The sequence below is a fragment of the Novosphingobium sp. genome (genome assembly GCF_041905565.1).
Lineage (GTDB): Bacteria > Pseudomonadota > Alphaproteobacteria > Sphingomonadales > Sphingomonadaceae > Novosphingobium.
Window position 1 is genome coordinate 1 of record NZ_JAYRKX010000025.1, and the last position, 14,241, is coordinate 14,241.

16 protein-coding genes are annotated in these 14,241 nt (G+C 66.9%); 11 read left to right on the forward strand and 5 right to left on the reverse strand.

The features are described 5' to 3' along the window. The first annotated feature begins 128 nt into the window (after positions 1–128). Positions 129–707: an oxygenase MpaB family protein gene (locus ACE3N9_RS15435; protein ID WP_374285150.1), complete on the forward strand. Its 579-nt coding sequence runs from the start codon at positions 129–131 to the stop codon at positions 705–707. Positions 708–796: 89 nt separating this feature from the next. After that, on the forward strand, positions 797–1,318 hold the full coding sequence (locus ACE3N9_RS15440; RefSeq protein WP_374285152.1) for a hypothetical protein: 522 nt from the start codon (positions 797–799) through the stop codon (positions 1,316–1,318). A gap of 18 nt (positions 1,319–1,336) precedes the next feature. On the opposite strand, the gene ACE3N9_RS15445 is transcribed toward ACE3N9_RS15440, so the two are convergent. After that, positions 1,337–2,437: a zinc-binding dehydrogenase gene (locus ACE3N9_RS15445; RefSeq protein WP_374285155.1), complete on the reverse strand. Its 1,101-nt coding sequence runs from the start codon at positions 2,435–2,437 to the stop codon at positions 1,337–1,339. A 204-nt stretch (positions 2,438–2,641) separates the two neighbouring features. Here ACE3N9_RS15445 and ACE3N9_RS15450 point away from each other — a divergent pair, with 204 nt between their 5' ends. Genes ACE3N9_RS15450 through ACE3N9_RS15460 form a run of 3 tightly spaced genes read left to right on the forward strand, consistent with a single transcriptional unit; the run spans position 2,642 to position 4,544 of the window. Next, positions 2,642–2,854 (forward strand): ferredoxin, encoded by a 213-nt coding sequence (locus ACE3N9_RS15450; protein ID WP_374285157.1) that lies wholly within the window; start codon positions 2,642–2,644, stop codon positions 2,852–2,854. After that, positions 2,851–4,077, forward strand: coding sequence for a cytochrome P450 (locus ACE3N9_RS15455; protein ID WP_374285160.1), 1,227 nt, complete (start codon positions 2,851–2,853; stop codon positions 4,075–4,077). Before ACE3N9_RS15450 ends, ACE3N9_RS15455 begins: the two co-directional genes overlap by 4 nt. A 35-nt stretch (positions 4,078–4,112) precedes the next feature. Continuing rightward, positions 4,113–4,544 (forward strand): VOC family protein, encoded by a 432-nt coding sequence (locus ACE3N9_RS15460; protein ID WP_374285162.1) that lies wholly within the window; start codon positions 4,113–4,115, stop codon positions 4,542–4,544. A 3-nt stretch (positions 4,545–4,547) separates the two neighbouring features. Here the strand turns inward: ACE3N9_RS15460 and ACE3N9_RS15465 are convergent, their stop codons facing one another. The 3 genes from ACE3N9_RS15465 to ACE3N9_RS15475 form a co-directional block, all read right to left on the reverse strand. Next, positions 4,548–5,201 carry a TetR/AcrR family transcriptional regulator gene (locus ACE3N9_RS15465; protein WP_374285165.1) on the reverse strand — a complete coding sequence of 218 codons (654 nt, stop codon included), beginning with the start codon at positions 5,199–5,201 and terminating at the stop codon, positions 4,548–4,550. A 113-nt stretch (positions 5,202–5,314) separates the two neighbouring features. Next, positions 5,315–6,373: a hypothetical protein gene (locus ACE3N9_RS15470; protein ID WP_374285167.1), complete on the reverse strand. Its 1,059-nt coding sequence runs from the start codon at positions 6,371–6,373 to the stop codon at positions 5,315–5,317. Between the two features lie 3 nt (positions 6,374–6,376). Continuing rightward, positions 6,377–7,366, reverse strand: a complete 990-nt coding sequence (locus tag ACE3N9_RS15475) for a zinc-binding alcohol dehydrogenase family protein (protein WP_374285169.1) — start codon at positions 7,364–7,366, stop codon at positions 6,377–6,379. Between the two features lie 118 nt (positions 7,367–7,484). Between ACE3N9_RS15475 and ACE3N9_RS15480 the strand changes: the two genes are divergently transcribed. The 6 genes from ACE3N9_RS15480 (at position 7,485) to ACE3N9_RS15505 (ending at position 12,018) form a co-directional block, all read left to right on the forward strand. Continuing rightward, positions 7,485–8,381, forward strand: coding sequence for an SDR family NAD(P)-dependent oxidoreductase (locus tag ACE3N9_RS15480; protein WP_374285170.1), 897 nt, complete (start codon positions 7,485–7,487; stop codon positions 8,379–8,381). Positions 8,382–8,386: 5 nt separating this feature from the next. Beyond that, positions 8,387–8,731 (forward strand): hypothetical protein, encoded by a 345-nt coding sequence (locus ACE3N9_RS15485; protein WP_374285172.1) that lies wholly within the window; start codon positions 8,387–8,389, stop codon positions 8,729–8,731. After that, positions 8,724–9,335, forward strand: coding sequence for a Dabb family protein (locus ACE3N9_RS15490; RefSeq protein WP_374285175.1), 612 nt, complete (start codon positions 8,724–8,726; stop codon positions 9,333–9,335). Before ACE3N9_RS15485 ends, ACE3N9_RS15490 begins: the two co-directional genes overlap by 8 nt. A 79-nt stretch (positions 9,336–9,414) precedes the next feature. After that, a complete protein-coding gene (locus ACE3N9_RS15495) occupies positions 9,415–10,287 on the forward strand; it encodes an alpha/beta hydrolase (protein WP_374285177.1) in 873 nt (290 codons plus the stop codon). A gap of 1 nt (position 10,288) precedes the next feature. Beyond that, complete coding sequence (locus tag ACE3N9_RS15500) at positions 10,289–11,143, forward strand: SDR family NAD(P)-dependent oxidoreductase (protein WP_374285179.1); 855 nt, start codon at positions 10,289–10,291, stop codon at positions 11,141–11,143. A 59-nt stretch (positions 11,144–11,202) separates the two neighbouring features. Beyond that, positions 11,203–12,018 (forward strand): SDR family NAD(P)-dependent oxidoreductase, encoded by an 816-nt coding sequence (locus ACE3N9_RS15505; protein ID WP_374285181.1) that lies wholly within the window; start codon positions 11,203–11,205, stop codon positions 12,016–12,018. A gap of 57 nt (positions 12,019–12,075) precedes the next feature. Here ACE3N9_RS15505 and ACE3N9_RS15510 read toward each other — a convergent pair whose 3' ends face one another. Continuing rightward, positions 12,076–13,998 carry an FAD-dependent oxidoreductase gene (locus ACE3N9_RS15510; protein WP_374285183.1) on the reverse strand — a complete coding sequence of 641 codons (1,923 nt, stop codon included), beginning with the start codon at positions 13,996–13,998 and terminating at the stop codon, positions 12,076–12,078. Positions 13,999–14,241 lie beyond the last annotated feature (243 nt).

The window sequence follows — 14,241 nt, forward strand, 5'->3', positions numbered from 1 at the left end:
GACCTAGCAGGAGACTTGGGGAAGATCGAGCTCATGATTGATGGGTTGTCAGCCCGTTACGATCCGCCAGATTTAAGCGATTACGACTGAAACCCAATCTTGCGTTTGCAAGGTATACAATCGCCAAGGTGAAGGGCGAAACCCCGGCGGGCGAAAAGTACCGCGCGCTCGATCCGGCCTTGCTCGACTGGGTCGCGGCAACCGCGTCCTATGGTTTCCTCACCGCCTATCACCGCTTCGTCGCGCCGTTGCCGCTGGCCGAGCAGAACCGGTTCCTGCGCGATAGCGCCGCGATCGGCCGCGAATTCGGCGCGCGCCGCACGTCGCAATCGGTGGCCGATTTCATGGCCATGCTGGATGAACTGGAACCCCGGTTCGAACCGCACCCGATCATCTTCGAATTCCTCGACATCATCGAATCCGGCAAGGCCGCGCCCAGCATCCCGCGCTTCCTGCACCGGGCCGTGGCCCGTGCGGCCGTGTCGCTGCTGCCCGATCATCTGCGCGAGCGGCTGCAACTGGGCCGCCGCTATGACCTGGGCCGGGTCGACCGGCTGGCGCTGCGCCTCGCCGGGCGGCTGGCAGATCGCCACAAGGACCTGTCGAGCCCGCCCTGCCAGGCGGCGGTGCGGCTGGGCCTGCCCGCCGATTTCCTCTATCGCAGCCAGGCAGAACAAGCCCGCCTGCTGGCCGCCGCAGCGCGCTAGGCACTTGATCGCCATGGTCAGGGGTGATTGAAGCTCGGGCAAGTTCGCAGCCCTGGAGGTCAAAGTTGATTCGGCGTGTGTTTGCAGTGTTGCCCGCGTGCCTGCTGGCGATCGGCGGGGCCTTCACGGCGCAGGCCGATGTGCCGATCAGGGTGTCCGCCGTGCAAACCAGCGCGGAAGCGCATGCCCAGATCAACCGGCTGGCGCTGTCGGGCGCAATCACGCTGTTCAACGGGACTGACGATGGCGCCCGGGTCATGCTCCGCCCGGTCACCGGCATCCGCCAGTCCAGCGGCTGCATGACCGACTTCGCCGCGGTCAAGGCAACCAGGCTGGCCGGGTGGACCTCGGCGGCGGACCACATGACGGTCTACTGGAGCGAAGTGGACGAGCTGGAACTGGAGCCGCAGGCAATCCGCTTTCATGCGCCGTGGGTTTGGGGGCAGGACAAGGCTCGGCTGCTGATCCCGGACGGCGCGGCAAGATCCGCAGTGTGGGAGGCGCTGAACCTGCTGGTCAGGAATTGCGGCGGCGCGGCGGCGCGCAAGCGCGGGCCCGCGCCGGGCGTTTCGAACAATGGCGAAACCACCCCTTCCATTGACGGCTGGTGAGCGGGCCTGACCGGCCGGTCAATCGAACCGCAGGACGACGCGCAGCGCATCCCCGCTCTGCATCAGGGCAAAGCCTTCGTTCGCCTGGGCGAAGGGCAGGCGGTGGCTCGCCAGGCTGGCCAGGTCCAGCTGCCCGGCGGCAAACAGGTCAAGCAGGCCGGGCAATTCGCTGCGGGTCTTGATGTTGCCCAGGAACGATCCCTTGACCGTGCGGCCCAGTTGCAGGGCGAAGGTGTCAACCGGCATGGCCACGCCGTCCGGCGGCACGCCCAGCACGGTGCAGCACCCGCAGCCGACCCGCGTTGCCGCCAGCGCCTGGCGCATCAGCTCGGGATGGCCGACGCATTCGAAGGCGTGATCCACCCCGCCGCCGGACAGCTGCTGGATCGCGGCGACCGGATCGGCGCAGGTTGAAGGATCGATGAAGTCGGTCAGCCCGAACGGCCGGGCCTGCGCGCCGCGCTGCGGGTTGGTATCCAGCCCGATGATCTGGCGCGCACCGGCCAGCCGCGCGCCTTGCACCACGTTGAGGCCAATCCCGCCCAGCCCGAATATCGCCACGCTTTGCCCCGGCTGGACCCGGGCGGTGTGGGTCACGGCGCCAACCCCGGTCGCCACCGCGCAGCCGATCAGGCAGGCCAGCTCGAACGGCACGTCGCGGCGGATCTTCGCGACATTGCTTTCCTTGACCAGCACGAAGCGGGCAAGGCTGCCGACCCCGGAATAGGTCGAAACCGGCTGGCCGTTCAGCGTGAAGCAGTCCTGCGGCTGGCCCAGCGTCGCCAGGAAAGCCTCGCACAGGTTGGTCTGGCCCGAGCGGCAATTGCCGCAGGTGCCGCATTCGCCGATCGTCAGCGGCACCGCATGGTCGCCCACCGCCACGCTGGTCACCGCGCTGCCCACTTCGCGGACGATCCCGGCGCCTTCGTGGCCCACGATCACCGGAAAGGGGAAGGGGGCGCTGCTGCCGTCCAGCTGGTGCAGGTCGCTGTGGCACAGCCCGCTGGCCATGATCTCGATCACCACCTCGTCGGCGCGCGGATCGCGCAGCGTCACCACTTCGCGCCGCATGGGCTGGCCCGGGGCGTGGCAGACCATGGCTTCGACCTGGCGGCTCATGCATTGTCTCCTGAAAGTCCGGCTTGCCCTATCACGAAATCGCCGCTTGCCTGCCCCATCGTTCCTATCCCGTTGCGCCATTTTTCACGCATCGCGCCCGAACGGCGCCGCCATGGCAATTCCCGCTTGTGAGTGGCTGTCCGGCATGTAAGTGTCAACTTACAAGAACGGGCGCTCCGTGCCCGGCAAGGATGGGAGCAAGCGGTGCGCGTGCTGGTCGATATTTCCCGTTGCCAGGGCCACGCCCGCTGCGAGGACATCTGCCCCGAAGTTTTCGCCACCGACGCGGTGGAAGGCAAGTGCGTGATCGCCGATCCGCAGGTCCCGCCGGGGCTGGAGGACAAGGTGCGCCTTGCCGTGCGCAATTGCCCCGAAGGCGCGCTGCGCGTGGCGGGAGACGGAAAGGGCGGGGCATGACCCTGCAGTTCCAGCCGCCGCCGCCCGATCACGTTCCGCCCGAACGGATGGTCGATTTCGATTTCTTCCACATCCCGCCGGGCGTCAGCGATCCGGCCGAAATCTGGCACGACCTGGTCCGGCGCGGCGTGCCGGACATTTTCTACACCCCCCGCAATGGCGGGCACTGGGTGCTGCTCGACTATGCCGACATCGTCGAGGCCTACCGCGATTACAGCGTGTTCTCGACCTACCAGACCCCGGTTCCGCCGATCGAACCGTTCCCGGTGGTCCAGCCGCAGGGCGTCGATCCGCCCGCGCACAACACCTTCCGCCGCCTGCTCGCGCCGATGTTCACGCCCATCGCGGTGCGCGGGATGACCGATGAGCTGCGCCGCCGCGCGGACCAGCTGATCGAGCCGCTGGCGGAGCGGGGCCACTGCGATTTCATCGCTGACTTTGCCGAACGGTTTCCCACTGGCACCTTCCTGAACCTGTTCGGCCTGCCGGAATCGCGGCTGGATGAATTCCTCGCGCTGGCCAACACCTTCTTCCGTTCGACCGACCCGGCGGCGCGGGCGGACAACATCGCGTTGATCTATGCCGTGCTGGACCAGTTGTTCCGCGACAAGCAGGCCAATCCGGGCGATGACATCGCCTCGGCCATCGTCACCGCGCGGACCGAGGCGGGCGAGCCGCACGACTGGACCGACGTGCTCAATTGCGGGTTCCTGCTGTTCGTTGCGGGCCTCGACACGGTGACCAACACCCTGGCCTATATCTGGCGCTACCTGGCGACGACGCCAGCGGCGCAGCAGCATTTCCGCGACCGGCTGGATGATCCCGACGCTTTCCTGCGCGCGATCGAGGAACTGATGCGGATCAACGCGGTCTCCAACCTGTTCCGCCGGGTGACGCATGACTGCGAATTTCGCGGCGTCCAGCTGCGCCGCAACGACCGGGTGGTGCTGCCCAACACCGTGGCCAACCGCGATCCCCGCGTGTTCGCCGATCCGCAGACGATTGACCTGGATCGCGCGGTCAACGTGCACGTCACTTTCGGGGTGGGCCCGCACCGCTGCGTCGGCTCGCACCTTGCCAAGCGCGAAGTGATGGTTGCCTTGCAGGAATGGCTGCGCCGCATCCCGCCGTTCGAACTCGACCCCGATCAGCCGGCCGGCTCGGTGTTCGGCGGTTCGGTGATGGGCTTTACCAGCCTGCGCCTGCGCTGGGACCAGCGCTGATCCCCTTCTTTCCCCTCGACACCAAGGATACCCCGATGACCCAGGAACGCCCGACCGGATCGAACCACGGCATGACCTATGCCTTTGCCAAGACCTTTGTCCGCGATCTCGAGGCGATGGGGCGGTTCTATGAAGCGGTGCTGGGGGTGATCCCGCTGTTCCGCCACGCCGATGAAATGCTGGGCCGCCCGATCGAGGAAATCGGCTATATGGCCAGCTATCCGGGCGGCCCTTCGCTGACCCTGATCAGCTATACCGACGGCAATCCGCCCGCCGCGGGCGAGGCGGTGCAGGGCTTCATCACCACCGACCTTGACGGCGCCTGCGCGCGGGCGCTGGCGCACGGCGGCAGCGTGCCCCAGCCCATCCACGAAGTGCCCGATTTCGGGGTCAGGGTGGCCTTCATCCTCGATCCCGAAGGGCACATCTGCGAAGTGGTGGAAATGACCGGCGCCGCTGCCGGCTGAACCTCAGTCCGCGAGGTTGCGGGCGATCGCCGCGTCGGTCAGCCCCAGCCCGCGGCAGCAGAACCACAGCGCCTGGCGCACCAGCGCTTCGCCATCATCGGCATAGGGGCGCGAGGCCGGGTCGAGCAGTCCGATCGAATTCATCATCGTGCCGATGTGTTCGACGAACATGTTGACGTTCTCGATCTTGAGCGGTTCGCCCACCACGTCGCCGGCGGCGCGGGCGGCGGCGTGGGCGGCCTCGATCTGGCGCATCGAACGGCGCTGCGCCCGGCGATAGATCAGGCTGGCGAAGTAGCCATCGCCCGCCAGGCTGGCCAGCGTCAGCCGGTAGCCGGCCTGGCCCGGCCCGTGCGGATCGAGCACGATGCTGCGGAAATAGCGGTGCAGCGCGTTGACCAGCCCCTTGGTGCTGGCTTCCATCACCCCGACCTGGGCGTAATTCTGGTCCTGTTCGCGAAAGATCTGGCGCAAGACCGCGCGGTAGAGCGCCAGCTTGGACGGATAGTGGCGATAGACCAGCGCTTCGGACACCCCGGCCTCGCGCGCGATCTGCAGCGTCTTGGCGCCGTGATAGCCCTGGACCGAAAAGACCCGACGGGCCGCGGCCAGGATCAGGTCGCGGCGCTCGCTGCCGGGGATGCGCTTCTTCGTCATGATAAGCGCTCACTTACGCGCGTGAACACTCACGTCAACGTCTGAGCGCTGATATTCGCGGCGATGCCGGGGCGGTGAAGCACTTACTTCACCGCCCCGGCACTCACTACAGGTCAGGCCGCGAGCGGGGTCAGCGGCTCGGTCGGCATGTGGGTCGGGAAACCGTGATCATAGACGCGGGTCAGCAGGCCGATGAAGGCCGCATCGTGCATCGGATCGCTCGGCACTTCGAAGGCGATGCCGCGCTGGCGCAGGTCGGCGATGAACGTGTCGAACACGCGCTCGTGGCTCAGGTCGTCCTTGTGGTCGAGCGTGAGCTTGAGTTCGTCCAGATCCATGAACACCTGCGCGTTCCAGTGGAACAGATAGCGGCTTTCGATTGCCGGGATCTGCTGGATCACCTGGCCCTCGGTGCTGATCCGCCAGCCGCCCGCATGGTCCGGATCGGTCTCGATGGTCGAGGTGATGTCCAGTCCGGCCGGGCGGCGCATTGCCTCGGGCCCGTTGGCCTGGGCGGTGTGGTACATCATCTCGTTTTCGACCACGACCGCGCGGCCCCACATTGGCGCCTCGATGGTCTGATAGGGGTTGCCGGGGCCTTCCGGCCAGTAATGGAAGCCGCCGCCGACGCTGCCCTGGTAATACCAGGCGATGACCTGGGCCTTCTTGGCCTGCCAGGGCTTGAACAGCGTGGACTTGCACATGGTGTTGAGCAGCCAGGTTGGGGAATTGTCCATGTCGACCCCGCGAAAGCGGGTGCCGTCGATATGCGGCATCCCGCCCATCGGGCAGGGGCCTTGCAGGTTGAACAGCATCGATTCCGGCTGGGCATACTTCGCCCCCCAGTAGCCCCGCGCCAGATCAAGGAACCGCTTGTTGAAGAAGCAGTCCTCAAGCTCGGGATAGAGGCTGGTCGAACCCTTCGCGAAATAGCCGCGGAATACCGGCGAAAGGAACATGTCCCAGGTCGGCTTGAAGCCTTCCGGCACCGAGCCGGACGTGGTGGCGATCACTTCCTCGGGCGTCTTGAAGTGCTGGGCCAGGATCAGCGTCCACGGCCCTTCGCGGTTGATCACGCCGACCATCCGTTCGAACTGGTCGGCGCTGTAGGCGTCTTCGATGATCTGCGGGGCGGCGACGGGCCGGAACTTGGCGAGCAGGTCGGTTTCCATGACTTACCTTTCGAGCGTGGGATTGACTTCAAGCAGGATCTTGCCGCGCACGTGGCCGGCGGCGACCAGCCGCTGCGCCTCGCCGGCCTGATCCAGCGGCATGACGGTGAATTCGGGCGCGCGGATGCGTGCCGAGGCCAGCGCTTCGACCAGCCCGGCCAGCTGGCGCGGCTGGCTTTCGAAGTCGGACACGGTCGGGAGCACGGTTACGCCAGCGGCCTCGGCGCGGGCCGGATCATAGGGGACCTCGTCCGCGATCAGCGTGCCGATCGGGCAGATGATCCCGCCGCGCTTCAGCGTTTCGATCGTGTCGACGAACGTGCCCTGGCCGACCGTATCGACGATCAGGTCCACCCCGTCCGGCGCCCAGGCGCGGATCGCCTCGACCACGCTGCCCGCGCGGTAGTCGATCACATGGTCCGCGCCGAGCGCGCGGACATAGTCGAAATTGCGCGGCGAGCAGGTTGCGGCAACCTGCGCCCCGGCCATTTTCGCCAGCTGGACCGCGAAGCTGCCGGTGCCGCCCGCGCCGCCGTTCACCACCACGCGCATACCGGGGCCAGCCTGGCCCAGGTCCAGCACGGCCTTCCATGCGGTCATCCCGGCGGTGGGCAGGGTGGCGGCCTGTTGCAGCGTGACGCCGGCGGGCAGGGGGATCACCCGCTCGGCCGCGCTGCGGACATATTCGGCATAGGATCCGCGCTCGCCCAGGCCCTGGTTGCCGGGCGTGACCACCCGGTCGCCCACGTTCAGGCCGGTGACGCCTTCGCCCACTTCGGCCACCACGCCCGCCGCGTCGAACCCGACCACAAAGGGGAACTGGTACTGGAAATATTGCGCCAGCCAGCCTTCGCGGCTTTTCCAGTCAGCCGGGTTGACGCTGGCATAGCCGACCTGGACCACAACCTGCCCCGGCGTGGCTGCCGGACGCTCGATCTCTGCCATGTGCAGCACTTCGGGACCGCCGAAACGGTCAAGCACGATTGCCTTCATCACCGGAATCACTCCCCACGGGTCTTGCTGTTGATTGACACCAAGCCTAACTCTCCTATGGAAGTAAGTAAACACTCATTAGTTGGCCCGGCAAGATTCGGGCAAGGGGAGACAGGCAGTGGACAAGGATCGCAAACTGGCGGGCAAGGTGGCGCTGGTCACCGGCAGCAGCCGCGGCATCGGCCGCGCGATTGCGCAGCGGCTGGCCAGTGCCGGGGCGACGGTAGTGGTCACCGGACGCTCGGCCACGGCGCCGGCTTCGGGCAAGCGGTTCGGCCAGGATCAGGTCGTGCCCGGCACTCTGGCGGAAACCGTGGCGCTGATCGAGGCGGCTGGCGGCAAGGCGCTGGCGCTGGCTGCCGACCTTGAAGATCCGGCTCAGCGCGACAGCCTGGTGGGCCGCGCGGCGGACCTGGCCGGGGGGCTGGACATCCTGGTCAACAACGCGGGCTTTGCCGACTATGCCCGGGTCGAGGACATGGCGCTGGGCACCTTTGACCGGACGGTCGAACACTATGTCCGGGTGCCGTTCCGCCTGGCGCAGGATGCGATCCGGCACATGCGCAAGGGCGGTGCGGGGTGGATCGTCAACGTCGGTTCGATCACCGCCTATCCGCCGACCCGGCCCTATCTCGACTATGCCAAGCAGGGCGGCGATGTGATCTACGCCTCGGTCAAGGCGGCGCTGCACCGCATGACCCAGGGGCTGGCAGCGGAAATGGTCGATGCCAATATCGCGGTCAACGCGGTCGGCCCCAGCACGGCAATCCGCACCCCCGGCGCCGAAGCGCTGATCCCGGCGGACTATCCGTGCGAGGACGTGGCCTATCTCGCCGAAACCGTGCTGGCGATGTGCCACCTGCCTGCGGCTGAGCGCACCGGGCTGGTCGCCTTCTCGATGCATTTCCCGCACGCGCTGTCGCTGCCGGTCTACAGCCTGGATGGCACGCAGCAGCTGCCCCCGGCTGAATTGCCGATCTATTCCCACCCTGCCACCAGCCACGACGGATTGTGAGCGCCATGGACCAGACCATCTACATCGTCGACGATATCGTCGCCGCGCCCGGCAAGGGGCGCGAATTGCTCGAACTCTATCGCAGCGCCTATGCGCCCGGCGCGCGGGCGCGCGGCATGGTGCTGGACCGCGAGATTGTCGCCCCGCCGGTGTGGCTCGACGAATTGTCTAACCGCCTGCTGATCACCTGGACCGTGCAGGGCGCGCCCGGCTGGTGGGGGCAGGGCGTGCAATCGCGCTATGACCCGGCGGTCGCGGAGTTCTGGCAGCAGGCGGACGGCCTGATTGCCGAGCGGGCGCGCTATTTCGGCGCGGCCGAAGCCGATGTGGAGGGGATCAGCCATGTTTGATCTGGTTTGCCTGATCGACCTGCCGGAACCGGCGCGCGCGGGCCTTGCCGCCAGTCTCAAGGCGCTGGGCGGCGCGGCTGCCCCGGTGATGGAAGGCAATTTCAACGGCGGCGATCTGGCCGCGCGCTTCTCTTATGCCGACGAGGCCAGCTACCGCGCCGCGCGCCCCGCGATCGACGCCGCGCTGGCCGAAGCCGGGGCGACCCGCTGCAACTGGGCCTGCTTCGAACGCGGGCAGGGCGCCGCTGCCGCGCCCGGGCTGGCGGACGGCGTGTGGCGCGGACTGCTGCTCTGCGCTGACCGACCGCAGGCTGCTGCCCGGCTGGACCAGTTCGAAGCCGAAATGGCGCTGATGCCCAAGTACATCCCGGCGATCCGCAACTGGCGCTTCAGCCGCGCGCTCGAGAGCGGCGGGGACCTCAAGTGGACCCACGTCTGGGAACAGGAATATGCCGACATCGGCGGGTTGATGGGCCCCTACATGCTGCACCCCTACCACTGGGCGCTGATCGACCGCTGGTTCGATCCGGAATGCCCGGACTGGATCGTCAACGTCACCCTGTGCCACAGCTTCGCCGCGCTGGGCGAAGCGGTGCTGAGCTGAGCGAGGCCCGATCATGCCCGTAGATCCGCAAATCGAAGCCATGCTTGCCGCCGCGCCGCCCTGGCCGGGGGTGCGCAGCATGGACCTTGCCACCCTGCGCCAGGCCGTGCGCGACAGTTCGGTCATGCTGCCGCCGGCAGAGGACGCGCCGGTTGCCGCCACCGCCGACCGCACCATTGCCGGGCCGGGCGGGCCGCTGGCCTTGCGGGTCTATACGCCGGAAGGCACCGGGCCGTTCCCGGTGGTGGTCTATTGCCACGGTGGCGGCTACGTGGTCGGCGATCTTGATACGCAGGACATGATCGCCCGTGCGCTCTGCGCGTGGAGCGCATCGGTGGTGGTTTCGGTCGATTACCGGCTCGCCCCGGAACACCCGTTCCCCGCCGCGCCCGACGATGCCTTTGCCGCGCTCGAATGGGTCGCCGCCCATGCCGGGGAAATCGGCGGCCGGGCCGACCGGCTGGCCGTGGCGGGCGACAGCGCCGGGGGCAACCTGGTGGCCGCCGCCGCGCTGCGGGCGCGCGACCGGGGCGGCCCGGCGCTGCGCGCGCTGGTCAACATCTATGGTTCGTGCAACTTCCCGTCCGAGCAGACCGCATCCGCCCGCGAATACGCCGATGGCCCGATCCTGAAGCAGGACGACATCGACTGGTTCTACGAACAATACCTGAGCGATCCCGCGCGCGAGCAGCACGATCCCCAGGCCGCGCCGGTGCGCGCCGCCAGCCACGCCGGTCTGCCGCCAACTTTCGTCGGCACCGCCGAATGCGATCCCTCGCGCGACGATGCCGAACTGTTCGGCGCCAAGGTCGCTGTCGCCGGGGTCGAGGTGGAAGTGAAACGCTATCCCGGCATGGTCCACGGCTTCGCCTCGTGGGTCGGCTTCCTGCCCGGCGCGCGCGCCGTGCTGCAGGATGCCGCCGCCTTCCTCAAACGCCATCTGGAGAGCTGAGATGCCCGGTGCTGCTGAACTGTTTGCGTCCGGGGTCGCAGTGATCACCGGTGCAGGTGCCGGGATCGGCGCGGGGCTGGCGCGCCGCGCCGGCGAACTGGGCATGACCGTGGTGGTCACCGACATCGACCTTGACCGCGCCCGGAAGGTCGCCGGTGAGATCGTCGCTGCCGGGGGCAACGCCGACGCGCTGAAGGTGGATGTCTCGCGCGCCGAGGAGCTCGACCGGCTGGCCGAAACGGTCCACGCCCGCCACGGCGACGTGCGGCTGCTGGTCAACAACGCCGGGATCGAGACGATCGGCTACACCTGGGAAATCCCGGCCGAACGCTGGGACGCCACGCTCAACATCAATATCCACGGCGTGGTCCACGGCGTGCGCGCCTTTGCCCCCTGGATGCTGGCCAGCGGCCAGCAGGCGTGGATCGCCAACCTCGCCTCGATGGGCGCGCTCAGCGTGATGCCGTGCCAGACCGCCTACATCATGACCAAGCACGCGGTGCAGTCGTTCAGCGAATGCCTCTACCTTGAAATGCAGCTCAAGCAGGCGCCGATCCACGTCTGTTCGGTCCTGCCGGGCATGCTCAAGACCAGCATTTTCGAGGACAGCGCCGGGCTGGGCGAGCCGCCGTCAGGCGCCGCCCATCGCCGCAAGATGTTCGAAATGATGCGCGATTACGGCATGGACCTGGCCGAAGGCTGCGCGCTGATCCTGGATCAGATCGCCGAAGGACGGTTCTGGATCCACACCCAGCCTGAAATGTCGATGCCCGCGCTGGAAAGCCGGATCGAATTCTTCCGCAGCCAGCAGCCGCCGGTGCTGAACGAGGCGGTGCGCGATCTGGTCGAAGGGTAAGGGGCAAGCCTCTGATAAACTTCGCATTCTTCTAATTCATTCAAAAGGATAGACTGATCATGCCAAGGTTGTCAGGCAAGGTTGCGATTGTCACGGGGGCGGGCCGCCTCGGCAATATCGGCGTGGCGATTTGCCGGTCCTTCCTCGCCGAAGGGGCGCGGGCGGTGGTTGCGACCGATTTCCGTACGGACTCGAGCGACGAAATCGAAACCTTGATCGCCGCCGATGGCCATGCCGGCGCGTTCCGGCTGGTGCGCCATGATGTCACCTCAGAGGCCGATTGGCAGCAGGTTGCCAAGGCCGCGGTCGATGAATTCGGCCAGCTGGACGTGCTGGTCAACAATGCCGGTATCTCGGTCCACGGCGGGATCGGGAGCACGTCGCTGGACGACCTGCACAAGGTGATGGCGGTCAACCACGACGGCTTGTTCCTGGGGATCAAGACCTGCGCGCCGTATCTCGCCAGCGCGGTCGAGCGGTTTGGTGGCGGCGGGTCGATCATCAACAACCTGTCGATGGCGTCCTACATGCCCAACGCGGCCAACATCGGTTACCACGTTTCCAAGGCGGCGGGGCGGATGCTGACTGTCTGCGCCGCGCTGGAATATGGGGCGCAGAAGATCAGGGTCAATTCGGTCCACCCCGGGGTGACCATGACCCCGCTGATCCGCGAAGGGCTTGAGGACTATGTGCGGTCCGGGATGTGGGGCAGCGTCGATGAAGCGGAAAGCGCGCTGGCGGCGATGAACCCGCTGGGCATTGCCAGCCAGCCCGAAGACACCGCCCATGCGTTTGTCTATCTCGCCAGCGACGAGGCGCGGTTCGTGACCGGCGCCTCGATCTGTCACGATGGCGCGATCGGCCTGCGTTACTAAACCAGGAAAAAGGACCGGCGGGACAAGGAGGGGAATGGCGTCCCGCCGGACCAGGCCTCAGCGATGGAGCAGGTAGCTGCCTTCCGCCGGGGCTCGGGTTTCGTTGAAGAAGTCGACCAGACGCCACGGCCAGGACAGGAAGATGCGGCGCTTGCTGTTCATGTAGTAGCTGCTGGCGCGCGGGTGCGACCAGATCATCTCCGGCATCCGCGCCTCGACCTTGCGGTTCCAGTCTTCATAGGCCTGCTGGGTCACTTCGAAGGCCTTCGCGTTCCCTTCCGTGATCCGGTCGAGCGCTTCGATGATCCAGTTGACCTGGCATTCCGAGATCAGGTTCTGCCCGGCGGCGTGGTTGGGCGCGCTGTTGGGTCCGACGGTGTGGAAGTAGTTGGGGTAACCGGGAATGCACATCCCCATGTAGGAACGCGCGTCCTCCTCGCCCCATTCCGCGCCCAGGTCGCGCCCGCCCGCGCCTTTGACCGTCAGGTTGCCCAGCATCTTCGCGACGTTGAAGCCGGTGGCGCAAACGATCACGTCGCATTCGAATACCGAGCCGTCCTTGGCCTCGATCCCGTTTGGCAGGATCCGCGCGATGCCCTGGTTCTCCAGATGGACATTGGGCCGCAGCAGCGCGTCGAACCACCCGTTGTCGAGCACGATCCGCTTGGAAAAGATCGGGAAATCGGGGGTCAGCTTGGCGATCAGGTCAGGCCGCTGGGCGAACTTCTGCTGCATGTAGGACAGGGCATACTGACGCGTCATCTCGTTGAGTTCGGACACGGCCAGATCGTTGCCGGCCCAGGCCGGGTCCTGCAGCACGTTGGCGAACAGCCCGTCGGCCGCCGCCCAGTAGACCTTGAAGCGGAACCATTCCTTGAACGTGGGAATGTGCTTCAGCGCCCACTTCATCCCTTCGTCCACCGCGTGCGCGATTTCAGGGTTGTAGATCACCCAGTGCGGGGTGCGCTGGTAGACGTTGAGCGCTGCGACCTCGGGCGCGATCGCGCCGACCAGCTGTGCCGCGCTGGCGGCAGAGCCGATCACGGCGACGCGCTTGCCCGCAAGGTCCAGGTCCTCGGGCCAGGCGGCGGTGTGGACGACCGGGCCGTTGAAGTCTGCCAGCCCCGGAATGTCGGGCCATTTGAAGCGGTTGACCGGGCCGTGGCCGTTGATCACGGCGTTGACCACCAGTTCCTCGGCCGTGCCATCGGCGCCGCGCACGGTGACCCGCCAGGTGCTCGTCGCCTCGTCATAGACCAGCGTTTCGACCGTGGTGCCGAACCGCATTTTGCGGCGCAGGTCGTACTTGTCGGCCACTTCGACCATGTAGCGCTGCATGTCGGCGCCTTGCGGGTGATAGTGCTGCCAGTCCGGCCAGATTTCCCAGCTGAAGCTGTAGAAATGGCTGGGCGTATCGACCCCGACGCCGGGATAGCGGTTTTCGTACCAGGTGCCGCCGACCTCGGGGTTCTTTTCGATCACCAGATAGTCGTAACCGGCCTCGGCCAGCTTGGTCGCGGCGGCCATGCCGGTCATCCCGGCGCCGATCACCAGCACCTTGAACCCGGCCGGGCGGGGGGCACGGCCGGCAAGCTGCGAACGGTCGGTCCACGGGCGGAAGCCGCACTGGTCGAACGCCAGTTCGATGAATTCGCGCTCCACCGGCTCGCCCACCATCACGCTCATGATCCGCTGGAACAGCGCATCGTCGGGCGCCGTGCCGGCCAGGGGCGCGCGGCCGGTCAGCACGTCGCGCAGCCTGGCGCGCAGCTCGTCCGCCAAGTCCGCAGGGATGGCGGTCGGCTCGGGCGCGAAGGCCGGGCGGATATGCGGCGCGAAGCGATCCAGCATCGCCGCATCGCCCGACAGGTGGACATAGACCGCCAGCAGCGTCGGCACGTTCGCTTCGGCCAGCGCCGCCTCAAGCTCTGCCGAATCCGGCAATGGCAGCTGTGCGGCTGGATCAAGATTTTCTGGCATCCGGTACTCCCGACTCAAGTTGTGAGTAAAAACTTACATAAGTTTTGCGGAACCTCAAGGCCCCCTGCGACGCAAACATGCGCGCTGCCGCTTTCTTGTCCTTGGCCGTTGACCGGGTTGGTCTAGTGTGTAAGTATCCACTAACTAATGAGCGGTCCGGTTACCGGGACTCGCGTGGAGGAGAGGATGGCCGCATCGGGCCGCGCATGCGCGGGTCCAATGCCCTGCCCGCATCGCCAGGCG